A 23,346-nucleotide genomic window follows, 5' to 3' on the forward strand; every position below is an offset into this window, starting at 1 on the left:
GGCCCGGCCTGGCTCCGCACGCCGGACCGGGTGCCGGGGGAGCGGGCACCGTGGCCGACGATGGGGGCGTGGTTGCGTCACCGGCTCCCTGAGCGGGTCGACGTCGACGCCATGCTCGCCGAGCAGCGTTTCGTGCTCGACGACGGTCGGGCACTACGTGAGGACGAGCCGTACAGTCCGCACACCTTCGTGTGGTTCCACCGCGACCTGCGTGAGGAGGCCGTGGTGCCGGGACGCATCCACGTCCTGCACCGCGACGAGCGACTGGTCGTCGTGGACAAGCCGCCGTTCCTGTCCACGATCCCGAGGGGGCAGCATGTCGCCCAGAGCGTCGTGGTGCGACTGCGCGACGAGCTGGGTCTGCCGGAGCTGACGCCGGCGCACCGGTTGGACCGCGTGACGTCGGGTGTCCTGGTGCTGGTCACCGAGCGACGCTGGCGCGGCGCCTACCAGCAGCTGTTCGCCCGGCGGGAGGTGCGCAAGACCTATCTCGCGCTCACGCAGCACCGTCCGGAGATCGCTCTGCCGACGGCGGTACGCAACCATCTGCGCAAGGATCGAGGGTCCTGGCAGGCCGCTGTGGTGCCCGAGGCGCCGGTGAACGCCGAGACGCTGGTGGAGCTGGACCACGTGGTGGGCGAGCATGCGGCGCTTCGACTCACGCCCACGACGGGCCGCACCCATCAGCTGCGCATGCACCTGTGCGGTCTGGGCCTGCCGATCGTGGGCGATCCGCTCTACCCGGAGGTCGTCGACGTCGCGATCGACGACTTCTCCACGCCCTTGCAGCTGCTGGCCCACGAGCTGGCCTTCACCGACCCCGTCGAGGCGACGCAAAGGTTCTTCACGAGCCGCCGCAGGCTGCCGTTGGAGCCTGAGCGGTAGGAGCCACGGCACAGGTCCACCTGCCCGGCGTCGGCAGGATTCGGTGGGGTAAGGTTGCCGAGGTTCAACGGGCTGTGGCGCAGCTTGGTAGCGCACGTGACTGGGGGTCACGGGGTCGCAGGTTCAAATCCTGTCAGCCCGACCGTGTGATGTCTCAGGACATCGGCAAGCCCCGAACCCACGGATGTGGGTTCGGGGCTTGTCATTTCTGGGGTTGGTAGTCCCGTTCTGGGTCAACTTTCAGTTCGCGGAGGAGTTCTCCGGTGGTGGCGTTGACGATGCGGACGTGGAGGTCGTGGATGAGCATGATGACGTGGGTTCGGGCGTGGGTTCGGCCGATGCCGATGTGGTGGAGTCGGCCGGCGATGCGCAGGGTGACGACGCCGCTGGCATCGACGCGGTCGTGGCGGACCCGGTCGTGGGTATCGGGGTCTCGGGAGTCGCCTGGGAGGGCTTTGGGCATGGTGTCGTAGCGGGCTGCTGGTGTGGCCCTGAGCGGCAGCGACCGGTGCGGGCGGCGGTGGTTGTACTCATCGACGAAGGCATCGATCAGTGCCTGGAGCTGGTCAATCGTGGCGGGCTGGTCGGGCTGTTTGCGGAGCCACTTCTTCATCGTTTGCTGGAATCTCTCCACCTTCCCGCAGGTGGTCGGATGGGACGGTCGGGAGTTCTTCTGGACCACGTGCAGGCGCCTGAGTTCGCTCTCGAAGGTGTTGCGTCCGCCGCGGCCGCCGGCGAACCGTGCCGTGTAGACCATGCCGTTGTCGGTCAGCGTGGAGGCCGGGATCCCGTGCTGGGCCAGGGTTTGGCGGAAGGTAGCGGTGACGATCGGCCCGGTGATCCGGGAGTGAGCGGTGACGTGCAGGGCGTAGCGGGTGCAGTCGTCGAGCCAGGTGATGATCTCCACGTCGATTCCGGTGGAGAGTCGGTAGTGGGTGGGGGCACCGCCCTGCACGGAGTGCTTGGGGGAAAGTCGGACTGCCAGGTCTGGCTCGGCATCGCTGCTTCGAAGCGGATGTAGGAGGACTTCGGTCGCTTTCTCGGCTCGGGGGTCACGAGTCCGGCGCGGGCCAGGTGACGGCTGATGGTCGATCTCGATACCTGGTGTCCGTGGTGGTGCTCGAGGTGCCAAGCGATCGTGTCGGGGCCGGCGTCCAGCCCCGCGGTGCTCAGCTGCTCGCGGAGCTGGAGGATCTGCGCAGCTACTCCAGGCGCGAGGGCACCTGGTGAGGACCTCGGACGACGAGATCTCGGTTCGAAGGCGCCCTCACCCTCGAGGTGGTAGCGGGCGATCAGCTTGGAGACCCAGCCCTTGGAGACGCCGTAGCTACGGGCGACTTCGGCCTGGGTGCGGCCCTCGATGATGACGGCGATGATGACCAGTCTGGCTTTCGACATGGCCGAGCATCGAACCCACGACCGGGTTTCCTATGTCTTGAGACATGGGTTTCCTATGTCCTGAACCAGCACACTGTCAGCCCGACCGTGTGATGTCGTAGGGCATCGCTGGACAGAAAGCTCCCGGACCCTCATGGGTTCGGGGGCTTTGTCATGTCGGCACGGTTGAGATGACCGGGCCCGTGTAGAGGCGCGCTCAGTCCTCGCGGTCGCTGGAGCGCATGCCCGCCCGGATGATGAGGACGAAGATCACCATCGCGATGGCGAAGAAGATGAGGATCGTGGCGACGCTGTAGACGTCCGCTCCCTCGTCCTCGGTGGGAATCTCACGGATGCCGTCGCCGGGCGGGGGTGATGCTGTGGGGGAGAGCGACGGCGCGGGCGTCGGCTCGGTGGCGTCGGTGGCGGCGGCCGGGCCGTGCAGGACGAGCACGGCGAGCAGGAGGGCCGCGATGGCTGCGAGACGACGCATACGACGCACGGTAGTACAGCGGCCCACATGACGGACGTCGTGGGCAGGTCGATAGATTCTTCAGCGTGAGCCTGCCTGCCGACGCCCAGCTGGCCCTCGACCTCGTGCGTGACGCGGCCGGGCTGGCCGCTCGGATGCGCGACGAGCCCGGGCTGGCAGTGAGCCGCAAGACGTCGGTCTCGGACATCGTGACCGCAGCCGACCACGCTGCCGAGGAGCTCATCGTGGGACGACTGACGTCCGAGCGCCCGGCCGACGGCCTGCTGGGCGAGGAGGGGACGCGGCGCGACGGAACCTCCGGACGACGTTGGGTGATCGATCCCGTGGACGGCACCTACAACTTCGCCAGCGGCTCGGACTACTGGTGCTCTGCCGTTGCCCTCGTCCAGGACGGTGCCGATGGTACGGAGGTGTTGCTCGGGGCCGTCGCCCACCACACCAGTGGCAGCGTCATGGTCGGTGGACCGGACCTGCCCACCACGCTCGACGGCGCACCGGTGGGTCCGGTCCACGACGAACCCATGGAGCAGATCAGCCTCGCCACCTACCTGCACCCCGGCGCAGTCGAGGACCCGAGCATCGCGCCGGCACTCCTGCGCGTCGCCCGGCGCCCCGCGACGCTGCGGATGCTGGGCAGTGGGTCGATGGACCTGCGGGGCGTGGCCCGTGGACGGCTCGGAGGCTGGGTGCAGCACACGACGCCCGAGTGGGACTGGTGGCCGGGGTGCGCACTCGTGCTCGGAGCCGGCGGCAGCGTCCGCCAGGTGCAGGCGCACGGGCGGACCTGGTCCGTCGCCGGGGGCCGACGCGTCGTCGAGAGCATCGTGCAGGAGATCGGCTCATGAGCGGGGCACTGCGGTCCCTCGCCGTCTTCTGCGGCTCGACTCCCGGCAACGACCTGGCCTACGTGGAGGCTGCCCACAGCACCGGGCGTGCCCTGGCCGATCGCGGTATCGAGCTGGTCTACGGCGGAGGTGGGGCCGGACTGATGGGAGCGGTCGCCGACGGAGCACTCCACGCGGGTGGGCGGGTCACCGGAGTGATCCCGAAGTCGCTCGTGGATCGTGAGCTCGCCCACCCCGGCGCCACCGAGCTCGTCGTGGTCGACTCCATGCATGAACGCAAGGCCCAGATGGCCGAACGTGCCGACGCCTTCCTGGCGTTGCCGGGGGGAGCAGGAACTCTGGAGGAGATCACCGAGCAGTGGACATGGGCGCAGCTCACCATCCACGACAAGCCGTGCGGGTTCCTCGACGTCGCCGGGTTCTGGCAACCCATCGTGGCCATGCTGGAGCGGATGACCGCCGACGGGTTCCTGCGGCGGAGCCAGTCCGGCATCGTGACCGTCGACGACGACCTCGACGTCCTTCTCGAGAGGCTGGCCGATCCGCCGAACTGGACCGACAAGTGGGGCAATCCCCGTACCGATCGGCCGCCCACGACCCGCCAGGCCGCCCGGGGACCTTTGTCGTGAGGTTCATCGAGGTCGTGGCGGCACTCCTGGTCGATGAGCGCGGCCGGGCACTCATGGTGCGCAAGCACGGAACGACCGCTTTCATGCAGCCCGGCGGGAAGCTGGAGCCGGGTGAGGAGGCGCTGGACGGACTGCGTCGTGAGCTCTGCGAGGAGCTGGCGCTGGAGCTGCCCCGCGCTCGGTTCGAGGAGGTCGGGCGCTTTGAGGAGGACGCCGCGAACGAGCCCGGTTTCCGGGTGCGGGCGCAGGTGTGGCGGGCCGAGCTGACCGCAGCGGACACTCACCGCGTCGGTTCGGAGATCGCCGAGGCGCGGTGGATCGACCCGGTCACGCCGGGCGAGGTGCGCCTGGCGCCGCTCAGCAGTGCCGCACTGCTGCCCTTGCTGGCCGACTGACTCATCGACCGCGGAAACGGTCGATCTGGCGGCGTTCGCGCTTGGTGGGTCGGCCGGCACCGCGCTCACGGCGCGGCATGGCGAGCCGCTCCTCCTTGGGCGGGGGAGCAGGGGAATGGTCGGTGTAGCACTCGACGGCCACGGCGGCACCGACTCGCTTGGTCAGCAGCCGGGTCACCACGACGACTCGGGGGCCTCCGGGCGTGGTGGCCTCCACCCGGTCGCCCACCGTCAGAGCGGCGGCCGGCTTGGCGCGCTTGCCGTTGACGTGGACATGGCCGCCCTTGCAGGCGGTGGTGGCGGCCGACCTGCTCGGGAACAACCGCACGGACCACACCCACACGTCGGTGCGCACACTGCTTGGTTCCACGGTCCGAGGCTATCGCTGGCACAGTGGAGCCATGGATGACGTGGAGGACGTGCCGATCGCCGATGAGATGATCCGACTCGGGCAGTTGCTGAAGTTCGCTGGAATCGCAGCCTCCGGTGCGGACGCGGGTGCCTTGGTGGCCTCTGGCGACGTCCTTGTCGGCGGTGAGGTCGAGACGCGCAGGGGACGCCAGCTGCACCGCGGCGACCTCGTGGAGGTGGCCACTCCGGACGGGCGGATCACCCTGCGCGTCAGATGAGGTCCTCATCTGCGGCGGCGAGGGTCCGCGCGGGATCGATACCGTTGCCGATCCACGCGACGAGGGCCACGACGACCGCGACCGCGGTCATCGCCTCACCGATCTGCTCGATGACCGTGATGACCAGCCACGACGTGGTCCCTCGCTCCACCTGGTTCTGGATCGCGTCGGCGCCCACGCCGAAGAAGGCGCCGACCGCGAAAATCACGATGAGCGCCGTGTGCACCCCACGCGTCATCGGCCTGGCCACGCCCCTGGCGACCAGTGCGACGGCGAGGCAGAGTGCCCCGATCGTCCCGAACACGATCAGCTCCGAGAGCGTGGGCATACCGGGCAGCAGCTCTGTGGCCAGGCGCCTGGCCAGGTACTCGTGGAGCTCCAACGCGTCGTCGTACAGCAGCAGCGCAAGGATCGCGCCCCACACGAGCAGGGACCACGCATGCTCGCGCATCGCGAGACCGATCGCGAGCAGAACCCCCCAGAACCACATTCCCCAGCCGAACAGCGAGAGCATCCCGCCCTCGAGCCAGATGTCCCAGATCCCCCGCTCACCCCAGAGACGGACCGAGACCTGGTGCATGGCCAGCAGGCCGGCGACGGTGATGACCAGGAGGGTCGCGAGCGCTCCGACGGCACCGTCGGTGCGCAGGATCCTGGCGAGCTGGCGGAGATGATTCACATGTGGTCCTGTCTGTCAGTGGGGGGAGACTACCGGGGGCGAGCGCCCGAGGTCGTGAGGCCGCGCGGGATCTCAGGAGATGCATGCGACGTGCCCGAGGCCGCGGGAGCCGCGCGAGTGGAACGGGAACCTGTGGTCCCACCGGTGCCCCTCTCGTCGCTCGGTGTCACCGATCATGGCGAGTGAGCGTGAGGTGCACGTGAGGCGACGATGAAAGGATTCTCATCCGGGTCCTATGCTTCGAGGCATGCTGCGAAAGCTTCTCGCTCGGGGGATCGCTCGAGTCATGCGGTACCGGATGGTTGGTGACCTGCCGTCGACCGGCGTGCTCGTGGGCGCCCCCCACACGTCCAACTGGGACTTCGTCAGCATGATCCTGGTGATGTGGCACCAGGGCGCGCACCCCCACGTACTCGTCAAGGCCGAGCTCTTCCGCGGACCGGTGGGCTGGTTGCTGCGCCGTCTCGGTGGTGTGCCGCTGGACCGCAAGAACCCGAGCGGAGTGGTGCAGCGCTTCGTGGACGAGGCCGGCACGGGGGAGTCGTTCCGTCTCATCATCGCCGCCGAGGGCACCCGGACCAAGGGCGACTACTGGAAGTCGGGCTTTCGCCGCATCGCTGCCGACACGGGCCTGCCGATCACGCTGGCCTTCTTCGACCCGCCGACTCGCACCATGGGCTTCGGGCCGACCTTCCACCCCAGCGACGACGTCGTGGCCGACATGGACCTCGTGAGGGCGTTCTATGCCGACAAGCCAGGCCTCAGGCCGGGCAACGCCACCGTGCCCCGTCTGCGCGAGGAGGAGACGCTCGAGGCGTGAGTCTCAGTCCTCGTCCGCGGTGGTGGGGGTGAGCGGCCAGTCATCGGGGTAGTGGTCGGCGAGCTCGCGGTGCTGCTTGTGCAGCTTCTTGCGCGACTTCTCCGGGATGCGGTCGCCGAAGACAGTGCCGAACAGGTGGTCGGTCTCGTGCTGCAGGCAGCGTGCCAGCAGACCCGTGCCGTGGAACTGCACCGGCTGCCCGGTCTCGTCGACGCCGGTGACCGTCGCGACGTCGGGCCGTGAGCAGGGGATGAACGCCCCGGGGAGCGAGAGGCAGCCCTCGTCGGTCTCCTCGAGCTGGCGGGCGGTGCCCTCGGGCAGGGTGAGCACGGGATTGCACACGACCCCGGTGACCCGCACGTCGTCATCGTCGGGGCAGTCGAAGACGAAGACCTTCAGGTCGACACCGACCTGGTTGGCGGCCAGCCCGACGCCGTTGGCAGCGGCCATGGTGGCCGCCATGTCCGCGACGAGCGTCGCGAGCTCCTCGTCGAACTCCGTGACGTCGGCGAGCTCGCGATGCATGACCGGCGTCCCCCACCGCGTGATCGGACGAACGGATCCGTCGCTCGGCAGGGGACGGGACGACGCGTGGGACACCTGGGCTCCTGGAAGAGGTTCGAAACGGGCGGGACCAACCTATCTCTCCCAGCACGGAGCGTGATCTGTGGCACCGCCCCGTACCTCAGGGTGCAACTCTGAGTTACAGTAGGCGGCGAGGCGGGCACCACGGCCCGACCAAGCACGTTCTGCCGAGAACGTCGAGCAAGGAGCTTCCATGGCCAATCGCAAGGACCCCATGGGCATCGGTCTCGCGGTGCTGAACCGCATCGCGAGCTCGCCGGCCATCGATCGCCTCGGACTGCGCAAGGCAGCCGAGCGCGCCGTCTACCAGGGCGCCAAGTCTGGTTTCCAGGCCGCGGGGACCGCGAACCGCACCTTCAAGAAGGTCAAGGGGTCGGGCAAGGCCCGACGCCAGGCCACCGTCGGTGACTCCGGTCGCTTCGACCTCACACCCACCGAGGACCAGGAGATGATCGTCGGCGTCGTGCGTGAGTTCGCGGCCGAGGTCCTGCGTCCGGGTGCGGACGAGGCCGACGCTGCCGACGTCACCTCCAAGGAGGTGCTGACGCAGACCGGCGAGTTCGGCCTCACCCTGCTGAACGTCCCCGAGGCGCTCGGCGGACTGTCCGAGGAGCGTTCGGCCGTCACGGGCGTCCTGGTCGCCGAGGCGCTGGCCGAGGGCGACATGGGCCAGGCCGTCGCCTGCCTGGCACCGGCCGCCGTCGCCACTGCGATCTCCCTGTGGGGCACCGACGAGCAGCAGCAGACCTACCTCCCGGCCTTCACCGGCGACGACGTCCCGGCCGCGGCCCTCGCGCTCGGCGAGCCGGCCGCACTCTTCGACCCGCTCGCGCCGTGCGCCACTGCCCGCCGCGAGAACGGACAGATCGTGCTGGACGGCATCAAGTCCGGCGTCGTCCGTGGCACCGAGGCCGAGCTCTTCGTCGTCGGGGCACTCCTGGACGGCGAACCGCGTCTGATCATCGTCGAGTCCGGCACCGACGGTGTGTCCCTCGCCGAAGATCCCAGCATGGGCCTGCGGGCGGCGTCGCTGACGCGTCTGAAGCTCGACGGTGTCACCGTGCCCGAGAACGCGGTGCTCGGTACCGCCGATGACTATCGGGAGGCCGTGCGGCTTTCCCGCGTCGCGTGGGCCGGACTCGCGCTCGGCACCGCCAAGGCCGTGCTCGACTACACCAAGGAGTACGTCAAGACCCGGGAGGCCTTCGGCGAGCCGATCGCCCACCGCCAGTCCGTCGCGTTCATGGTCGCCAACATCGCGATCGAGCTCGAGGGCCTGCGTCTGGTCACCCTCAAGGCAGCCTCCCGCCTGGAGCAGGGCCGTGACGCCTCCCGCGAGGTGGCGCTTGCCCGACGCCTCGCCGCCGACTACGGCATGAAGATCGGTACCGACGGCGTCCAGCTGCTCGGTGGCCACGGTTTCGTCAAGGAGCACCCCGTCGAGCGCTGGTACCGCGACCTGCGCGCCGTCGCCGTCATGGAAGGAGTCGTCCTCGTCTGAGGGCGGAGAAACACATGATCAATCTCGAGACTCCCAAGAAGTTCCGGGCCTTCGTCGGCCAGGCCAACCAGGTTGCCAGCGAGTTCCTGCGCGCCAACTCCCGCAAGTACGACCTCGCCGAGCACGCCTACCCCAAGGAGCTGGACCTGCTCGCCTCCCTCGTGGACGGCATGGGCGACTCCGGCCAGGGTCAGGGCGCCGGTGCTGCCGGCGTGCGTCGCAGCGAGGAGGAGGACGACAAGGGCGCCGTCAAGAACGGCACCAACATGTCCTCGGTCCTGTCCGTCATCGAGATGTGCTGGGGCGACGTCGGCCTGCTGCTCTCGATGCCCCGCCAGGGCCTGGGCAACTCCGCCATCGCCTCGGTCGCCACCGACGAGCAGCTGGAGAGGTTCAAGGACACCTGGGCCGCCATGGCCATCACCGAACCCAGCTTCGGCTCGGACTCGGCCGCCATCAAGACCACCGCGGTCAAGGACGGTGACGCCTACGTCCTCAACGGCGAGAAGATCTTCGTCACCTCCGGTGAGCGGGCCGACTCCGTCGTCGTGTGGGCCAGCCTGGACAGGAGCCTGGGCCGTGCGGCCATCAAGAGCTTCGTGGTGCCCAAGTCCCTGCCCGGCATCCGCGTGGAGCGGCTGGAGCACAAGCTGGGGATCCGGTCCTCGGACACCGCCGTCATCGTGCTGGAGGACTGCCGTGTGCCCGCCGAGAACCTGCTCGGCAACCCCGAGATCGACACCAACCAGGGCTTCGCGGGTGCGATGGCCACCTTCGACAACACCCGCCCGCTCGTGGCCGGCATGGCCGTCGGCTGTGCGCGTGCCTCCCTGGAGCTGACCCGCACGCTCCTGGAGGACGCAGGCGTCGACATCGACTACGACCGGCCGCTGGCCGCGCAGTCCCACGCCGCCGCGACGTTCATCCAGATGGAGGCCGACTGGGAGGCCGCGCTGCTGCTGACGCTGGAGGCCGCATGGCTCGCCGACAACCGCAAGCCCAACTCGGTCGAGGCGTCGATGTCCAAGGCCAAGGCCGGCCGCGTCGGCAACGAGATCACGCTCAAGTGCGTCGAGCTCGCCGGGACGCTCGGCTACGGCGAGACCGAGCTGCTGGAGAAGTGGTCACGCGACTCCAAGATCCTCGACATCTTCGAGGGGACGCAGCAGATCCAGCAGCTCATCGTCGCGCGGCGCCTGCTGGAGCTGTCGTCCTCCCAGCTGCGCTGAGGTTGCGCAGGTCGTCGGGTGGGCTGGCACTTAGGATGACTGCATGAGCCGCCAGCTGCCTGACGACTTTCACGTCGACTACGAGCTTGCCCGCCTCGTACGGCATGTGCGGGCCCGTTCGCTCGCCAAGCTCGACTCCTTCCACCCGGAGCTGGACTACAACACGTTCGTCATCTTCATCGCCGTGTGCGACGCCCCCGGAGGGGTGCGTGCCTCGGACCTGGCGGAGAACCTGAAGGTGCACAAGTCCACGATCAGCCGTGCGGTCTCGGCGATGGAGCGCATGGAGCTGGTCCATCGGGTGACTGACCCTGAGGACGGCCGCGCCCAGCTGCTGACGCCGCAGGAGAACGCCCGTGCGGCGCTCGAGCAGTTCCGTGCCGAGAGCCACGACTGGCTACTCACGCTGATCGCCGACTGGAAGCCCAGCGAGCTGGCGACCTTCGCCGCCCAGCTCGGCCGTCTCAACGACGCGATGGACGACAGCACCGGCATCTGAACCCGTCGTGCCCGGCTCAGGGGCGCAGCAGTGCCTTGACGGCGGTCCGCTGGTCCATGGCCGCGTAGGCGTCGGCCACGCGATCCAGCGGGTACTCCGCGTCGAAGACACGTCCCGGCTCGATCGCGCCGGACAGGACGTCGGGCAGCAGGTCCTCGATGTACGCCCGCGCCGGGGCGACACCTCCGACGAGGCCTGAGTTGGTGAAGAACATCACCGGCATGTTCAGCTCCACGCCGTGCGGGATGCCGACGTACCCGACCGTGCCCCCGGGGCGGACCGACTGGAACGCCTGCTTCATCGACTCCTTGGTGCCGACGCACTCCAGCACCGAGTCGGCTCCGATGCCGCCCAGGATCTCCTTGACCTCCCGGGCGCCCTCCTTGCCACGGGTGGCGACGACATGGTCGGCGCCGAAGGCCCGGGCGATGTCCTGACGGGGTTCGTGGCGTGACATCGCGATGACGGTCCCGGCGCCGAGCCGCTTGGCCGCGAGGACACCGCTGAGCCCGACGGCGCCGTCACCGACCACCACGGCCGTGCCGCCCTCGGTGACGCGAGCCGAGACCGCCGCATGATGGCCGGTCGGCAGGACGTCGGAGAGCGTCAGCAGGTGGGGCACCAGGGCCTCGTCGACCGGTGACGGCACCGTGACGAGCGTGCCGTCGGCGAAGGGCACCCGCACGAGCTCGCACTGGCAGCCGTCGTACCCGCCCCCGTTGACGCACGAGCTCTGCACGCCCTTGGCGCACAACGCGCAGGTGTTGTCGCTGTAGAGGAACGGCGCGATCACGAAGGTGCCCGGTGTGAGGCCGGCGACCGCGGACCCGACCTGCTCGACGACGCCGACGAACTCGTGCCCGATCTGCTGCGGCTCACCCTGGTCGCCGTTGAGGCCGCGGTAGGGCCACAGGTCGCTACCGCAGACGCAGGCGGCGACCACGCGCACGATGGCGTCGGTGTCGTCGATGAGCCGTGGGTCGTCGAGGGTGTCGAGCCTGATGTCGCCGGGGGAGTGCAGAACGGTCGCGCGCATGGGCCGATCCTGTCAGAGAGGGTGGCTGTGCGAGGATCGGGACCATGACCTCCAAGCCTGAAGTCGACTTCATCGAGGGCCCGGCGCCCACTGAGCTGCAGATCAAGGACATCACCGTCGGTGATGGCGCCGAGGCCGTGCCCGGCGGCGTCGTCGACATCCACTACGTGGGTGTCGAGTTCGACACCGGGGAGCAGTTCGACGCCTCGTGGGACCGCGGACAGTCCGCCAAGTTCCCACTCCCACACCTCATCGCCGGCTGGCAGGAGGGCGTCCCGGGCATGAAGGTCGGCGGACGTCGCCAGCTCATCTGCCCACCCGAGCTCGCCTACGGCCCTGCGGGCGGCGGTCACCGTCTCTCCGGTAAGACCCTCATCTTCATCATCGACCTGCTCGACGTCGGCTGAGACCGCTACCCGTTCTGGAGCGAGTCGAGCATGGCGCGGACGCGCTTGTGCGAGACCGGATGAGCGGTGCGGAGGTTCTGCGCATACAGGCTCACCCGCAGCTCCTCCAGCGCCCACCGGGCCTGCTGCACGTCCGGCGCCAGGCGGCGCAGCGGTGACCAGCCCTCGGTGATCTCGTGCAGCTCGGCCTCGAGGTCCTGCACGTCGTGGGCCGGTGGCGCCGTGGGATTGTCCAGGCGACGTCTCGCCGCGCGCAGGTAGACGGGCAGGCGACGCAGCTGTGCCCGTCCGACCTCGCGGACGAATCCCTCGAACACCAGCCAGCTGACCTGTGCACGAACATCCTCACCTGCCTCGTCGTCGCCGGGCGAGACGTCGGCCAGGGCCTCCAAGGTGCGCACGACGTCCAGCACCACGGACTCGGTGACCTCGTGGACGTCAGGGCGCACGGTCTCGCGTAGCGTGTCGAAGCCGGCCTCGTCCCACGCCGCGCCGTGACGGGCCACGAGGTCGTCGAGCGCTGCCAGACGGGCGTCATCGATGACGGCGGCGGGGTCTCGGTAGGGCGCCGCGGCGAGGGTGAGCTTCTGACGCATGTCGAGGGCCTTGCCGATGCGTGGCGTGGTCGTGGGCAGCAGCAACGAGAGGAGCCGAGCCTGGCCGCGCACCATCGCCACGTCCTGCTCCACCTGGGTGCGCAGCACCCGCAACGCGACTGTGCTGCCCTCGTCCACCAGGGCGGGGAAGCCGTCCACCTGGCCGGCTCTGAGCACCGGCTCGATGGTGCCCACCGTCCACGACGTCAGCCCGGTCTGTTCCTCCTGCGCGGCGGCTCTGTCCAGGTCGCGACGCAGCTGCGGCTCCAGCTGCTGGCGCAGGACGTCGAGGTCGCGTCCGCGGGCCAGCTCGGCGCCGTCGGTGTCGAGCACCCGGAAGACGACCCGCAGGTGGGCCGGAATAGCCGTCAGGTCGAAGTCGTCGGCGCTGACACGTGCCTCGGTGCGTCGCCCGATCTGGCGGACCAGCTCGGCGGTGAGGTCGTTCGCCGCAGGGTCCATGGCGGCGACGAGCTCCTGTGCGCGCTGCGGTGCCGGGACGAGCTGGCGTCGTAACGGCTTGGGGAGTGAACGGATGAGCTCGGTGACCAGCTCGATGCGATGGCCGGGGACGTTCCAGACGAACTCGCGGGCGTCGAGCGTGAGCAAGTCGTCGAGGGGGACGTCGAGCGTGACGCCGTCGCTCTCGGTGCCCGGCTCGAAGGCGTAGCTGACGGTGTAGTCGCTGCTCTCGGAGCTCCACGTGGTGGGGAAGTCCTCGTCCAGACGCTCCACGTCCACCGCCACGAGGGCCGGGTCGAAGGTGAGCAGGTCCGGCTGCTGCTGACGGGTCTTCTTCCACCAGGAGTCGAAGTGGCGGACCGAGACGACGTCGGCTGGGACTCTTCCGTCGTAGAAGGCGAACAGCGTCTCGTCGTCGACCCGCAGGCCGCGTCGACGCACCCGGTCCTCGACCTCCTCGCTGTCGGCGAGCATCCGCTGGTTCTCGTGCCAGAAGGAGTGCTGTGTGCGCCACTCGCCGTCCACCAGGGCGTGCCGGATGAACAGCTCACGGGCGAGGGCGGCGTCGGACCGGGAGAGCGGCACGAGCCGGTCGGCCACGAGTGGCACGCCGTAGAGGGTGACACGCTCCTTGGCCATGGCAGCGCCGCGGCGCGACGACCAGTGCGGCTCGGCGTACTGGCGCTTGACCAGGTGGGTGGCAGCCTGCTCGATCCAGGCAGGTTCCACCTTGGCGACGTCGCGCCCCCACAGGCGGCTGGTCTCCACCAGCTCGCCGGCGACGATCCAGCGGGGTGGCTTCTTGGCCAGCCCAGATCCCGGGAACACCATGAACTTCGCGCCGCGAGCCCCGAGGTACTCCTTGCCGTCTGCCTCGCGCAGCCCGATGTGGGAGAGCAGCCCGGTCAGCAGGGCGCGGTGCACGTCGTCGGGATCGGCGCCGAGCTTGCCCGGCCGCATGCCGAGCTCCTTGGCGGTGCGGCGCAGCTGGGCGTGCACGTCCTGCCACTCGCGGATGCGCAGGTGGTGCAAGAACTCCTCCTTGCACATCCGGCGGAAGGCGTTGCCGGACAGCTCGCGTCGTTTCTCCTGCAGGTAGGTCCACAGGGTGAGGTAGGAGAGGAAGTCGGAGTCAGGCTGGCGGAAGCGGGCGTGCTTGGCGTCGGCGGCCTGGGTCTGCTCCAGCGGCCGTTCGCGTGGATCTTGGATGGACAGCGCCGAGACCACCACGAGCACGTCGGCGAGGCAACCCTGGCGGTCGGCCGCCAAGAGCATCCGCGCCATGCGGGGGTCCAGCGGCAGGCCGGCCATGGCGCGGCCGAGGCGGGTCAGGCGATCTGTGTCCTGTGCCGCCCCCGGCCCGGGACCCCCGCCGCGACGTCGCGTGAGCGCCCCGAGCTCGCGCAGCAGGTTCAGCCCGTCGCTGACGGCCCGTGAGTCCGGTGGGTCGAGGAACGGGAACTCGTCGATGTCGCCGAGATCCTGCGAGGCCATCTGCAGCAGCACCGAGGCGAGGTTGGTCCGCTGGATCTCCGGGTCGGTGAACTCCGGCCGGGCGTCGTGGTCGTCCTCGGCGTAGAGGCGGATGCAGATGCCGTCGGCCACCCGCCCGCAGCGGCCGGCCCGCTGGGCGGCGCTCGCCTGTGAGATCGGCTCGATGGGCAGGCGTTGCACCTTGAGCCGCTGGCTGTAGCGGGAGATGCGCGCGTAGCCGGTGTCGATGACGTAGCGGATGCCCGGCACGGTCAACGACGTCTCGGCGACGTTGGTGGCCAGCACGATGCGTCGCCCGGTGTGGCTGCTGAAGATCTTCTGCTGGTCCTGCGTGGACAGGCGGCCGTAGAGGGGGAGGATCTCGGTGCGGGAGAGCTTGCGGCCTGCCAGCACGTCGGCGGCGTCGCGGATCTCCCGCTCACCGGACAGGAACACCAGGATGTCGCCCTCACGGGGAAGCTCGTCGACGGCCGAGGAGATGGCGTCGAGCATCCCGTCCTCGCTGTCGGGCGGCCGGTAGCGGACCTCCACCGGATAGGTGCGTCCGCTGACCTCGATGACGGGGGCGTCGAACATCTCGCCGAACCGCTCGACGTCGATGGTCGCGGACGTGATGACGACCGTGAGGTCGGGCCGGCGGGGGAGAAGTCGCTTGAGGTAGCCGAGCAGGAAGTCGATGGACAGGGTCCGCTCGTGTGCCTCGTCGATGATGATGCAGTCGTAGCGGCTCAGCTCGGGGTCGTGGTTGATCTCGGCCAGCAGGAGACCGTCGGTCACGAGGCGGACGGCGGTGTCGGGGGTGGAGGTGTCGTCGAACCGCACGGCGTAGCCGACCTCCGTGCCCAGCTCCACCTCGCACTCCTGGGCGATGCGGCGGGCCACGGACCGGGCCGCGATGCGTCTCGGCTGCGTGTGGGCGATGCGTTTGCGGCCGGTCTGCAGCGCGATCTTGGGCAGCTGCGTCGTCTTGCCGGACCCGGTCTCACCCGCCACGACGACCACCTGGTGGTCGCGCAGGGCGTCGGCGATGTCGTCGCGGCGCTCGGTGATCGGTAGCGCGGAATCGAAGGAGAGCTTCACGGCGCGGCCAGTCTAGGCGGTGCCACCGCAGAACCGTCAGCGCAGACCGAGCTGCCTGCCGACCAGCAGAACCCCCACGAACGCGAACACGTCGAGGACCGTGTGGGCGATGACGAGTGGCAGGACCCGGCGCGTGCGCAGGTACCACCAGCCGAACACCAGCCCCATGACGAAGTTCCCGACGGCCTGCCCGAACCCCTGGTACAGGTGATAGGTGGCGCGCAGGGCGGCACTGGTGACGATGATCTGCCAGCGGCCCCACCCGAGCTGGCCGAGCCGGGTGAACAGGTAGCCCACCATGACGACCTCCTCCAGGAGGGCGTTCTGCAGAGCGGCGAGCACGAGGATGACGATCGTCCACCAGTAGACGTTCTCTGGGACGGTGAGGATCTCCGCAGTGACACCGAGTGCCCGGCCGCCGAAGTACACTCCGATGCCCGGCAGGCCGATGACCGCGGCCAGCAGCAGACCGTGACTCATCGCGCGGACGGGGCGCGCATCGGTCAGGCCCATCCCGCGCACCAGCTTGGGGTCGTCGCGCCAGAGCAGGTAGAGCGCCAGGAGGACGGGGACGATCGCGAAGCCGATGCCCAGCAGCTGGTAGGTCAGGTCGAGCCACTGTCGGTCGCTGCGCGAGGAGTTGAGGGTCGCGATGGAGTCCCTCAGCGGGCCGCGCGTCAGCTGGGCGACGAGGCTGACGACGGCATAGACCGCCGACTGCCCGAGCGACAGCCCGAGGACGATCCAGACCTCCACGCCGATCAGGCGCCGGCTGGGCCCAGAGGTCGGCGGCGTCGACGTGCTCCCCGCGCCGTCGTTGAAGCGCATGGCGGTGAGTCTACGCAGGTCAGGAAGCGCGGCCGGGCTCACTACGCTCGTGCCGTGAGCACACAGTCAGTCCCTGTACCGGGGCTCAGCATCGGATCCTCCGCAGCCGACGTCGAGCGTCGTCGCCGGCTGCGACGGATGCGCATCGTGGCCACCTCTCTGCTGGTGGTGGCGGCCGTCATCTACGTCCTGACGCGTGAGCGAGACGGCGGCTGGGGGTACGTCAACGCCGCAGCGGAGGCCGGGATGGTGGGGGCGATCGCCGACTGGTTCGCCGTCACCGCGCTGTTCCGTCACCCCCTGGGGCTGCCGATCCCGCACACGGCGATCATCCCGCGACGCAAGGAGACACTGGGGGAGAGCCTGCAGGAGTTCGTGACGGAGAACTTCCTGCGGGCCGACGTCGTCAAGGAGCGGATCCTGGGTGCCGGTCTGGCAGCGCGCACGGGTGCATGGCTGGCTGACGGCCGGCATTCCGAACGGGTGGTGGACGAGGGCTCGCGCATGGCGGCTCGTGCGCTGGGGCGGATCAAGCCGGAGGACGTCAGTGCCGTGGTGGGCGAGGCGATCATCCCGCGCCTGCTGGAGGAGCCGCTCAGCCCGGTCGTCGGGCAGGCGCTCAAGGAGGTGGTGGACGAGGGTGCTCACGTGGGTCTGGTGGACCTGACGCTCACCGAGCTGCACCGCTGGTTGCTGCTGAACGAGCACGAGGTGACCGGGCTCGTCGTGGAGCGGGCGCCGTGGTGGACTCCGCAGTGGATCGACGACCGCGTGGCCGTGCGTCTGCACGAGGAGGCGGTCACCTGGGTCCAGGAGATCCGCGACGACCCGGACCATCGCGCCCGGCAGGCGCTGGACCACTGGCTGGCCGACCTGGCTGACGACCTGCAGTACGACGAGCAGACCCAGGAGCGGGCTGAGCGTCTCAAGCATCGTGTGCTCACCCAGCCTCAGGTGGCACGGACGTCGGTGGCCATCTGGGACGCCCTGCGGCAGGCGATCATCGGGTCCCTGGAGGACCCGGACGGCCTGGTGAGGCGACGCGCCCTGGAGGAGCTGCGCATGCTCGCCGAACGACTGCAGGAGGACACGACGTTGGGGGAGCGGGTCGATGCTCTGGCAGCCGATGCCGCCGCGTACGTCGTGGAGCGCTACGGCTCGGAGGTGGCCACGATCATCTCGGCCACGGTGAACCGCTGGGACGGCAAGGAGACGGCGCAACGCATCGAGCTGCACGTGGGTCGCGACCTGCAGTTCATCCGGATCAACGGGACCGTGGTGGGAGCCCTCGCCGGGGTGACGATCCACGCCCTCAGCCACCTCATATGACCCCACATGTGCACAAGGTGTGGACAGTCCTGTGCAGAAGCGCCCGGCGCCTGTGCGTATCTGCCGCGGCACTGTGGACGACGTGAGAATACTGAAGGTAGGGAGCGAGAACCCCTTGCGCACGGGTGGCCGCGGGCGTAGAACTGTCTCACGCACTCCTTCGGGAGAGCCGATCGGATCGAAGATTCGGATCCAGGCCAGCTGCTTCGGCAGCAGGCCGCCACCCGGTGATGCGGATGGTGGACCGAACCCCTCGAACCGTGACTGATCCCAAGAGCATCACGCTTGGATCACAGAGGCCCCGGGAACTCATACTTCCCGGGGCCTCGTCCATGCTATCGCCAGCTCATCGGCACGCCAGGCAGCGGTGCGTCGCCCGACGACCCCTGCGTGGGCTTGCGAGCCGGTTTGCTAGAGTTGGCGATCGCGCGCCGCTGGTGCGCAACACTCGAGTCCGGGTGGCGGAATAGGTAGACGCGCTAGCTTGAGGTGCTAGTGGCCCGATAGGGCTGTGGGGGTTCAAGTCCCCCCTCGGACACCAGGATCTATACCCCGCGGTTCATTTGAATCGTGGGGTGTTTCCATGCCGGTCGGCGCATCGCGCTCATCTCGCGGATGCGGTTCAGGGTCGCCTGATGTTCCTCCGGTGACAGGTCGGTGCTGGCCGTGGTGTTGTTGAGCCAGAGACCGTCGGCTGCCAAGAGCGCGATGCGTTGCTCGGTGGACAAGGGCTGATCGGGGTCGTCGGTCCACCGGCGCACCAGGGCACGCCAACGGCCTCTGCTGTGTTCGTAACGCATCGCATCGATGAGCACTGCCAGTTCTGCCGACTGTGGCGGAGTCGTGGCGGCGGCGGTCGCGAAGGCGATCACGCGGTCGGTCGCTGTGCCCTGGTCAGGGTGGGTGCCGAGCGCTTCGGTGACCTGTTCTTCCCAGCTGTCGGCAATGTGATCGAGAACGGCAGTGATGAGATCGTCCCGATGGGAGAAGTGATAGAGAACGCCGGCTTTGGTGAGGCCGGCCTCAGCGGCCACAGCGTCGATCGTCAGGCCGCGAATCCCCACGTCACCCGCCAGCTGCAGGGCCGCCTGCAGGACCTTGGAACGCTTGCTGGGTCTCATGGGGCGTCACCTCAGTGAGTTGCTCCTGCCAGTTCGATGATCAAGACACCAGTGACGATCAGGGCGATGCCGACGCCCATCATCGCGGTGAGGGCATCATCGAAGATGAACTTAGCCAGAATCGCCACCGCAGCGATGCCGCAGGCGGCCCAGATCCCGTAGGCGGCACCGACCGCCATGCCCATCGACAAGGTGACGCCGAGCAGCGTCAGCGCCGCCGCATAGCCGGCCAGCACGGGAATGATCCAGATGCGCTTGCGGAACCCGTCAGAGGCACGCAAGGACAGGGTCGCTATGACCTCCAGGACGATCGCGCCCGCGAGCGTCAGCCACATCATGCCGACACCTCCGCGCGATGATTGGCGCGCTGGGAACCGAGCTCGACCAACAGGACTCCACCGATGATCAAGGCGATACCGGCTGCGATCGCTGCGGTGAAAGGATCACCGAAGATGAGTGCGGCAAGCACTGCGGTCAGGGCGATGCCACTGGCGGCCCAGACGCCATAGGCGACCCCGACCGGCATGCCCTCGCGCAGGGTCAGAGCCAACAGGACGAACGCGGCGAGATAGCCCAAGACGACCGCGACCAACCACCACGGAGCGTCCTGGGACGCTCGAAGCGACAACGTGGCGATCACCTCCATCACGATTGCGCCCGCCAGCAGCATCCATCTCTTCATGCCTCGAACTCCTCGTCGTGTCGGCGCTGCTTGTATCGTAACTATACCATCCGGTCAGTTACTAGCCAACGCGCTGCCCCGCCCGGACGCACCGTCTGAGGCCATGTCTCGCGTGGGGTCTTGCCTGACTGTCGCGCGAGCCGCTACAGCATCCGGTAGAAGCCCGGAAATGCCTGCATCTCGTGACGCTTCAGCGTGCCTCTCACCACGCGGTGAAAGCTCGGCCGCAGGAGCTGGTTCAGGAGGAACTTGGGCGGGTTGGACGGCAACCTCGCGTAGTTCACCAAGGGGAATCCCGGGCCGACTGTGCGCAAGGCGGTGGAGTTGTCGACGCCGATCTTGGAGACGTACCAACGGGTCAAGCTCAGCCACGCCTGGACGGGGTCGGCATCGCCGGTCACCGTGAAATGGTTGAACAGGAACACCGCACCGTCATCGGACTCGGTGTGCCCGAAGCGGGCGGCGTTGTGACCCACGAGGACTTCCCGGCCGCCAAGGTCGGTGATCTGCTTGTGCTGGCGCACGGACTCGAGGTCGCCCTGACCGGTGGTACGGATGAGCATCGCCAGGTCATGTCTGGGGGCTCCAGGTATCGGGGGTACCAGATGGGCGCGGAACGCTCGGACCGATTCCACGTGGGGCTCATCGGTGATGACTTCCGCCGCTTCGAGCAGGCGGGCGGCCGCCTCGCGCCGTCGAGGCGTTGTCCGGTAGAGCGGTGCCCGCTGGGGTTCCTCGGCGTTGAAGCCGAGATAGATGAACCCATGGGGCTCGGGGTCGCTGAAGGCAGGGCCGTGAGTGTCGTTCATGGTCGCTCCTACGATGAGTGGGTACTCACTCAGATTAGCATGGGTGAGCACCCACTCAGGTACGCTGCGGGAATGGCAGAGACGACCCCCATGCGCCAGCGCATCGTCACCGCAACCCTGGAATGCATGCGTGAACACGGCGTGCGGACCACCACGACGAAGGTGGTGGCCCGTCACGCTGGTGTGTCGGAAGGCAGCATCTACAACCACTTCACCAACCGGTCTGAGCTGATTGTCGAGGCGTTCGTGACGGCCACCCAAGGGATACGCCATCACGCTGAGGGACTCACCGATGTGGTGGGCGCGAACACCGTCGAGCAGAACCTCATCACGCTCATGAACGAGGTGATCGGCTTCTTCCGTGAGGTCATACCCATCGTGGGATCGATCCTCGGCGATCCAGAACTTCGATCCTGGTTCACCGGAGGGAAGGTCTCTGACCTCAGCGGTGATCCGTTGACGCCACTGACGGGTGTCCAGGAGGTCGCGGCTTACCTCGAAGCCGAACACCGGATCGGACGTCTGCCAGATCGCCGATCCTGGTCCGTGGTCGGTGCGATGCTCATCGGGTCCTGTCTGCAGTACGTCTACCTGGAGCTGCTCTCGCCGTCGGGTATTCACGCCGTGAACTCTGAAAGCACCTCGTCTCAGGCCGACTACGTGCGTGAGGTCGCCCGCACCCTCCTTGGTGAGCAAGACGCCAGTGAGTGAATGCCTCGCTAGGGGTTCAGCACCGCTTCTTCGACCTCGGCTTGCACGAGCGTGCGATGGCGATCGAACGTGGAGCTCATCATCAGCGGAATCCAGTTGAAGCACCAGATCCACACCACGACGATCCCGAGCGTGAGCACACCGGCGACCGTCGTGAACACCAGGATGAGGATGCCTTTCCTGCCTGGAATGAGGTACGCGAGGTGCGCGTTGAATCCGCCCAGGAACACCCAGAGTACCCAAGCATTGCGCTTGGCGTTCTTGGTTCGCCTCAGGACCTCCCGGTCGATGTCCGCTCGTTCTTGTGACCTCGGGTCCGGCCGGCTCGAGCCGTGGCGCTCGTCTTCATTCCCCCGCCTTGACTCAGACATCGAGCCTCCTTTCGGGCGCGCCCTTGCTTGTCGCGCCTCTGTGGGCGGCCACCGGCGAGTAGCTCAGCGGCATCGTCGTTCGTCGGCGGTCCGCCGAGGTAGGGGAGTGCGATCACGTAGCCGAGCTCGTGCGTAGCGGCTACTCGATCACCGAGACCACCGTCCCTCCTCGGGCCATCTCCTGCTCATAGCTCGCCTTCAGTGACCGTCACATCGAGGTGTGAACGGGCGCCGCCACCGACGCGCAACTGGTACTCGACCGGGGCCCCGGTGGTCGCCGTCCACGAATCGCCCTCGGGATCGATGACCGGCATCCATCGCGGGAAGCAGCTCGCCGCGATCTCGAGCCGAAGTCGATGGCCAGGAAGGATGCGGTACCCGATGTCGGAGAGCTTTACCACCACGGGCTCGGTCGGATCGGGTCGCTCCAGCTGGTGGACTCCTTCGGTGATGCGTCGGGCATGGCCGTCGGGAAAGACGTCGACGAGCTTGGCGGTGACCTGGATGACCGGAGCGTCACCACTGACCTGAAGGCTCGTCTGCGCAAACCCCATCAGGTCGAGCGGAATCCGCATGGCCTCGCTGGTGAAGGTCAGGACATCGGGACGTTCCTCGACCGGTCGTTCGTCCGGTAGGCCGCCGTAGAGACCCTGGATCGGGTCTTCGGCCAGGAAGGGCACCAGATCATCGGGATCGTGGGTCCAACGTTCGATGTGCTCGTCAGAGTCAGAGCTGTCGGCCAGCGCGCCTCCGTCCGGCCCCTTCGCTGCTGCTGCACCGTCGGCCAGATGGAATCGCTTGTTCCTGGCCGACGGCGGTGGCCAGGTCTCGCCTTCCCAGATGCCGCCCTCGACGACCTCGACGCGGACGGGCGGCAACGACTCGTCGACCATCCCTCGTGCCTCGCGATCGTAGAAGGCGACGATCGGATCAAGGTAGCGAGGCAGGTAGTCGCGGATTCCCTTCTCGGTCTCGTGGAAGTCCACGAACGTGTCGCCGTGGGGTGGGAGCTGGTTGCCGGTGTGGTCGGCGACGTCGATACGCAGATACTGGTTGGATCGTGTCGATCGGCCGGCGACGCGCCAATCGCTGATCTGTGAGCTGCGGTACTCGTCGTACCAGCCCGTCAGGTGCATCCCAGGGATTCGGATCTGATCGGCCCGGACCCGCCAGAAGTGCTCCTGGCGCCAGTAGCGGTCTCCTGGCTGCGCCTGCCGCCACTCCTCGAACGACGAGGACGTCCGGCCGGGCAGCCAACTGCTCAGCAGATCCTGCAATGGGCGTGTCTGCCAATCCAGCGGCAAGGTGTACGGATAAAGGCGACCGTCGACCGTCATCGTCGCGAAGAAGGTCATCATCGCGAGGTTGAACGCACCGTTGGTGTAGATCACGTCGCGAGGGCCGTTGGTCGAGATGCCGCGCGGCGCCACTGCCCGCAGGGCGGGATGCCCGGACGCGATAGCAGCCCACTGCGTCAGCCCGAAGTAGGAATCACCGAGCATGACGACGCCGCCGTTCGACCACCGCTGCGCGGCAACCCAGTCCAGGGTGTCGTAACCGTCGTCGATCTCGACATACGGTCTGAAGTCACCCTCAGAGCCCCCGGTGCCCCGGACATCCTGGGTGACCACGGCATAGCCGCGTTCGTTGAGGTACTCAGCGACCAGGGGCAGGAACGTCAGCGCGCTCCGGTGCCCGTAGGGCGTGCGGATCACGACAGCCGGACCGCCGTTCGGACGGGCGGGACGGTAGACGTCGGTCTCTAGCCGCGCACCATCGCGCATCGGGACCATCACGGCGTCCGCGCGCTCAGGGGTGGGATCGATGGGCAGCGGTTCGGTGTGCATCGGCATG

General features: G+C 68.3%; 26 protein-coding genes, 2 tRNA genes and 1 pseudogene. 14 read left to right on the forward strand and 15 right to left on the reverse strand.

Translation table 11 applies throughout. From position 1 onward, the window contains the following. Positions 1 to 60 precede the first annotated feature (60 nt). Entirely contained in the window at positions 61 to 885 is an 825-nt protein-coding gene (locus ACEVFP_RS09020; protein WP_375003794.1) for a pseudouridine synthase, read from the forward strand. A gap of 68 nt (positions 886 to 953) precedes the next feature. After that, positions 954 to 1,027: transfer RNA gene (locus tag ACEVFP_RS09025), tRNA-Pro, on the forward strand. A gap of 60 nt (positions 1,028 to 1,087) precedes the next feature. Here the strand turns inward: ACEVFP_RS09025 and ACEVFP_RS09030 are convergent. The 3 genes and pseudogenes from ACEVFP_RS09030 to ACEVFP_RS09040 all read right to left on the reverse strand — a co-directional run bounded on the left by ACEVFP_RS09030 (position 1,088) and on the right by ACEVFP_RS09040 (position 2,755). Continuing rightward, a complete protein-coding gene (locus tag ACEVFP_RS09030; RefSeq protein WP_375003455.1) occupies positions 1,088 to 1,792 on the reverse strand; it encodes an integrase core domain-containing protein in 705 nt (234 codons plus the stop codon). Positions 1,793 to 2,016: 224 nt separating this feature from the next. Further along, positions 2,017 to 2,283, reverse strand: a pseudogene (locus ACEVFP_RS09035) (helix-turn-helix domain-containing protein); the annotation flags it as partial. Positions 2,284 to 2,479: 196 nt separating this feature from the next. Then, entirely contained in the window at positions 2,480 to 2,755 is a 276-nt protein-coding gene (locus ACEVFP_RS09040) for a hypothetical protein (protein WP_375003456.1), read from the reverse strand. A gap of 65 nt (positions 2,756 to 2,820) precedes the next feature. Between ACEVFP_RS09040 and ACEVFP_RS09045 the strand changes: the two genes are divergently transcribed. The 3 genes from ACEVFP_RS09045 to ACEVFP_RS09055 are packed head-to-tail and all read left to right on the forward strand — an operon-like array spanning position 2,821 to position 4,624. Next, positions 2,821 to 3,600: an inositol monophosphatase family protein gene (locus ACEVFP_RS09045; protein ID WP_375003457.1), complete on the forward strand. Its 780-nt coding sequence runs from the start codon at positions 2,821 to 2,823 to the stop codon at positions 3,598 to 3,600. Next, complete coding sequence (locus ACEVFP_RS09050) at positions 3,597 to 4,229, forward strand: TIGR00730 family Rossman fold protein (protein ID WP_375003459.1); 633 nt, start codon at positions 3,597 to 3,599, stop codon at positions 4,227 to 4,229. The genes ACEVFP_RS09045 and ACEVFP_RS09050 overlap by 4 nt, the downstream gene beginning before the upstream one ends. Then, a complete protein-coding gene (locus ACEVFP_RS09055; RefSeq protein WP_375003460.1) occupies positions 4,226 to 4,624 on the forward strand; it encodes an NUDIX domain-containing protein in 399 nt (132 codons plus the stop codon). Before ACEVFP_RS09050 ends, ACEVFP_RS09055 begins: the two co-directional genes overlap by 4 nt. A 1-nt stretch (position 4,625) precedes the next feature. On the opposite strand, the gene ACEVFP_RS09060 is transcribed toward ACEVFP_RS09055, so the two are convergent. Further along, on the reverse strand, positions 4,626 to 4,994 hold the full coding sequence (locus ACEVFP_RS09060) for an RNA-binding S4 domain-containing protein (RefSeq protein ID WP_375003461.1): 369 nt from the start codon (positions 4,992 to 4,994) through the stop codon (positions 4,626 to 4,628). Between the two features lie 31 nt (positions 4,995 to 5,025). Here ACEVFP_RS09060 and ACEVFP_RS09065 point away from each other — a divergent pair, with 31 nt between their 5' ends. Further along, positions 5,026 to 5,253, forward strand: a complete 228-nt coding sequence (locus ACEVFP_RS09065) for an RNA-binding S4 domain-containing protein (RefSeq protein WP_375003462.1) — start codon at positions 5,026 to 5,028, stop codon at positions 5,251 to 5,253. Here the strand turns inward: ACEVFP_RS09065 and ACEVFP_RS09070 are convergent. Next, positions 5,246 to 5,932, reverse strand: coding sequence for a hypothetical protein (locus ACEVFP_RS09070; RefSeq protein WP_375003464.1), 687 nt, complete (start codon positions 5,930 to 5,932; stop codon positions 5,246 to 5,248). The genes ACEVFP_RS09065 and ACEVFP_RS09070 overlap by 8 nt on opposite strands. Positions 5,933 to 6,179: 247 nt before the next feature. Between ACEVFP_RS09070 and ACEVFP_RS09075 the strand changes: the two genes are divergently transcribed. Beyond that, positions 6,180 to 6,752: a 1-acyl-sn-glycerol-3-phosphate acyltransferase gene (locus tag ACEVFP_RS09075; protein ID WP_375003466.1), complete on the forward strand. Its 573-nt coding sequence runs from the start codon at positions 6,180 to 6,182 to the stop codon at positions 6,750 to 6,752. Between the two features lie 3 nt (positions 6,753 to 6,755). Here the strand turns inward: ACEVFP_RS09075 and def are convergent, their stop codons facing one another. Further along, a complete protein-coding gene (gene def, locus ACEVFP_RS09080; protein WP_375003467.1) occupies positions 6,756 to 7,277 on the reverse strand; it encodes a peptide deformylase in 522 nt (173 codons plus the stop codon). A gap of 253 nt (positions 7,278 to 7,530) precedes the next feature. Between def and ACEVFP_RS09085 the strand changes: the two genes are divergently transcribed. From ACEVFP_RS09085 to ACEVFP_RS09095, 3 genes are read left to right on the forward strand one after another with little or no spacing between them, the layout of a single operon-like run. Continuing rightward, the gene (locus ACEVFP_RS09085) at positions 7,531 to 8,838 is read left to right on the forward strand and encodes an acyl-CoA dehydrogenase family protein (protein ID WP_375003469.1); all 1,308 of its coding nucleotides are present in this window, start codon (positions 7,531 to 7,533) and stop codon (positions 8,836 to 8,838) included. A gap of 14 nt (positions 8,839 to 8,852) precedes the next feature. Further along, entirely contained in the window at positions 8,853 to 10,067 is a 1,215-nt protein-coding gene (locus ACEVFP_RS09090) for an acyl-CoA dehydrogenase family protein (protein ID WP_375003471.1), read from the forward strand. Between the two features lie 43 nt (positions 10,068 to 10,110). Continuing rightward, positions 10,111 to 10,566, forward strand: a complete 456-nt coding sequence (locus ACEVFP_RS09095; RefSeq protein WP_375003473.1) for a MarR family winged helix-turn-helix transcriptional regulator — start codon at positions 10,111 to 10,113, stop codon at positions 10,564 to 10,566. A gap of 16 nt (positions 10,567 to 10,582) precedes the next feature. Here the strand turns inward: ACEVFP_RS09095 and ACEVFP_RS09100 are convergent, their stop codons facing one another. Beyond that, positions 10,583 to 11,602 (reverse strand): zinc-dependent alcohol dehydrogenase family protein, encoded by a 1,020-nt coding sequence (locus ACEVFP_RS09100; protein ID WP_375003475.1) that lies wholly within the window; start codon positions 11,600 to 11,602, stop codon positions 10,583 to 10,585. Positions 11,603 to 11,646: 44 nt separating this feature from the next. On the opposite strand from ACEVFP_RS09100, the gene ACEVFP_RS09105 reads away from it, so the two are divergent. After that, on the forward strand, positions 11,647 to 12,009 hold the full coding sequence (locus ACEVFP_RS09105; RefSeq protein ID WP_375003476.1) for an FKBP-type peptidyl-prolyl cis-trans isomerase: 363 nt from the start codon (positions 11,647 to 11,649) through the stop codon (positions 12,007 to 12,009). Positions 12,010 to 12,014: 5 nt separating this feature from the next. Here ACEVFP_RS09105 and hrpA read toward each other — a convergent pair whose 3' ends face one another. Further along, positions 12,015 to 15,641: an ATP-dependent RNA helicase HrpA gene (gene hrpA / locus ACEVFP_RS09110; RefSeq protein WP_375003478.1), complete on the reverse strand. Its 3,627-nt coding sequence runs from the start codon at positions 15,639 to 15,641 to the stop codon at positions 12,015 to 12,017. A gap of 36 nt (positions 15,642 to 15,677) precedes the next feature. Further along, complete coding sequence (locus ACEVFP_RS09115) at positions 15,678 to 16,469, reverse strand: CPBP family intramembrane glutamic endopeptidase (protein WP_375003480.1); 792 nt, start codon at positions 16,467 to 16,469, stop codon at positions 15,678 to 15,680. 54 nt (positions 16,470 to 16,523) lie between these two features. Here ACEVFP_RS09115 and ACEVFP_RS09120 point away from each other — a divergent pair, with 54 nt between their 5' ends. Then, complete coding sequence (locus ACEVFP_RS09120) at positions 16,524 to 17,798, forward strand: DUF445 domain-containing protein (protein ID WP_375003482.1); 1,275 nt, start codon at positions 16,524 to 16,526, stop codon at positions 17,796 to 17,798. Positions 17,799 to 18,250: 452 nt separating this feature from the next. Beyond that, positions 18,251 to 18,339: transfer RNA gene (locus ACEVFP_RS09125), tRNA-Leu, on the forward strand. A 4-nt stretch (positions 18,340 to 18,343) separates the two neighbouring features. Here ACEVFP_RS09125 and ACEVFP_RS09130 read toward each other — a convergent pair. The 4 genes from ACEVFP_RS09130 to ACEVFP_RS09145 all read right to left on the reverse strand — a co-directional run bounded on the left by ACEVFP_RS09130 (position 18,344) and on the right by ACEVFP_RS09145 (position 20,164). Then, complete coding sequence (locus ACEVFP_RS09130) at positions 18,344 to 18,919, reverse strand: TetR/AcrR family transcriptional regulator (protein WP_375003484.1); 576 nt, start codon at positions 18,917 to 18,919, stop codon at positions 18,344 to 18,346. Between the two features lie 11 nt (positions 18,920 to 18,930). Next, positions 18,931 to 19,257, reverse strand: a complete 327-nt coding sequence (locus ACEVFP_RS09135) for a DMT family transporter (RefSeq protein WP_375003486.1) — start codon at positions 19,255 to 19,257, stop codon at positions 18,931 to 18,933. Beyond that, on the reverse strand, positions 19,254 to 19,601 hold the full coding sequence (locus ACEVFP_RS09140; protein ID WP_375003488.1) for a DMT family transporter: 348 nt from the start codon (positions 19,599 to 19,601) through the stop codon (positions 19,254 to 19,256). The genes ACEVFP_RS09135 and ACEVFP_RS09140 overlap by 4 nt, the downstream gene beginning before the upstream one ends. Positions 19,602 to 19,744: 143 nt before the next feature. Then, positions 19,745 to 20,164: a hypothetical protein gene (locus ACEVFP_RS09145; RefSeq protein ID WP_375003490.1), complete on the reverse strand. Its 420-nt coding sequence runs from the start codon at positions 20,162 to 20,164 to the stop codon at positions 19,745 to 19,747. A 42-nt stretch (positions 20,165 to 20,206) separates the two neighbouring features. Between ACEVFP_RS09145 and ACEVFP_RS09150 the strand changes: the two genes are divergently transcribed. Further along, on the forward strand, positions 20,207 to 21,121 hold the full coding sequence (locus ACEVFP_RS09150; RefSeq protein ID WP_375003491.1) for a TetR/AcrR family transcriptional regulator: 915 nt from the start codon (positions 20,207 to 20,209) through the stop codon (positions 21,119 to 21,121). A gap of 8 nt (positions 21,122 to 21,129) precedes the next feature. Here ACEVFP_RS09150 and ACEVFP_RS09155 read toward each other — a convergent pair whose 3' ends face one another. Together ACEVFP_RS09155 and ACEVFP_RS09160 are read right to left on the reverse strand one after the other, a co-directional pair. Next, positions 21,130 to 21,492, reverse strand: coding sequence for a hypothetical protein (locus ACEVFP_RS09155; protein ID WP_375003492.1), 363 nt, complete (start codon positions 21,490 to 21,492; stop codon positions 21,130 to 21,132). Between the two features lie 185 nt (positions 21,493 to 21,677). Then, positions 21,678 to 23,345, reverse strand: a complete 1,668-nt coding sequence (locus tag ACEVFP_RS09160) for a CocE/NonD family hydrolase (RefSeq protein ID WP_375003494.1) — start codon at positions 23,343 to 23,345, stop codon at positions 21,678 to 21,680. Position 23,346 lies beyond the last annotated feature (1 nt).

Origin of the sequence: Aeromicrobium sp. CTD01-1L150 (genome assembly GCF_041951745.1) — a bacterium.
Classification (GTDB): Bacteria; Actinomycetota; Actinomycetes; order Propionibacteriales; family Nocardioidaceae; genus Aeromicrobium.

Bases quoted from the DNA above. Each gene is read 5' to 3' on its own strand.
- ACEVFP_RS09100 (WP_375003475.1), bottom strand. From the start codon at position 11,602: ATGCGCGCGACCGTTCTGCACTCCCCCGGCGACATCAGGCTCGACACC.
- ACEVFP_RS09085 (WP_375003469.1), top strand. From the start codon at position 7,531: ATGGCCAATCGCAAGGACCCCATGGGCATCGGTCTCGCGGTGCTGAAC.
- ACEVFP_RS09065 (WP_375003462.1), top strand. From the start codon at position 5,026: ATGGATGACGTGGAGGACGTGCCGATCGCCGATGAGATGATCCGACTC.
- def (WP_375003467.1), bottom strand. From the start codon at position 7,277: ATGCATCGCGAGCTCGCCGACGTCACGGAGTTCGACGAGGAGCTCGCG.
- ACEVFP_RS09090 (WP_375003471.1), top strand. From the start codon at position 8,853: ATGATCAATCTCGAGACTCCCAAGAAGTTCCGGGCCTTCGTCGGCCAG.
- ACEVFP_RS09160 (WP_375003494.1), bottom strand. From the start codon at position 23,345: ATGCCGATGCACACCGAACCGCTGCCCATCGATCCCACCCCTGAGCGC.
- ACEVFP_RS09105 (WP_375003476.1), top strand. From the start codon at position 11,647: ATGACCTCCAAGCCTGAAGTCGACTTCATCGAGGGCCCGGCGCCCACT.
- ACEVFP_RS09095 (WP_375003473.1), top strand. From the start codon at position 10,111: ATGAGCCGCCAGCTGCCTGACGACTTTCACGTCGACTACGAGCTTGCC.
- ACEVFP_RS09155 (WP_375003492.1), bottom strand. From the start codon at position 21,492: ATGTCTGAGTCAAGGCGGGGGAATGAAGACGAGCGCCACGGCTCGAGC.
- ACEVFP_RS09050 (WP_375003459.1), top strand. From the start codon at position 3,597: ATGAGCGGGGCACTGCGGTCCCTCGCCGTCTTCTGCGGCTCGACTCCC.
- ACEVFP_RS09115 (WP_375003480.1), bottom strand. From the start codon at position 16,469: ATGCGCTTCAACGACGGCGCGGGGAGCACGTCGACGCCGCCGACCTCT.
- ACEVFP_RS09020 (WP_375003794.1), top strand. From the start codon at position 61: ATGGGGGCGTGGTTGCGTCACCGGCTCCCTGAGCGGGTCGACGTCGAC.
- ACEVFP_RS09040 (WP_375003456.1), bottom strand. From the start codon at position 2,755: ATGCGTCGTCTCGCAGCCATCGCGGCCCTCCTGCTCGCCGTGCTCGTC.
- ACEVFP_RS09140 (WP_375003488.1), bottom strand. From the start codon at position 19,601: ATGAAGAGATGGATGCTGCTGGCGGGCGCAATCGTGATGGAGGTGATC.
- ACEVFP_RS09135 (WP_375003486.1), bottom strand. From the start codon at position 19,257: ATGATGTGGCTGACGCTCGCGGGCGCGATCGTCCTGGAGGTCATAGCG.
- ACEVFP_RS09075 (WP_375003466.1), top strand. From the start codon at position 6,180: ATGCTGCGAAAGCTTCTCGCTCGGGGGATCGCTCGAGTCATGCGGTAC.
- ACEVFP_RS09150 (WP_375003491.1), top strand. From the start codon at position 20,207: ATGGGCGCGGAACGCTCGGACCGATTCCACGTGGGGCTCATCGGTGAT.
- ACEVFP_RS09130 (WP_375003484.1), bottom strand. From the start codon at position 18,919: ATGAGACCCAGCAAGCGTTCCAAGGTCCTGCAGGCGGCCCTGCAGCTG.
- ACEVFP_RS09145 (WP_375003490.1), bottom strand. From the start codon at position 20,164: ATGCTCATCCGTACCACCGGTCAGGGCGACCTCGAGTCCGTGCGCCAG.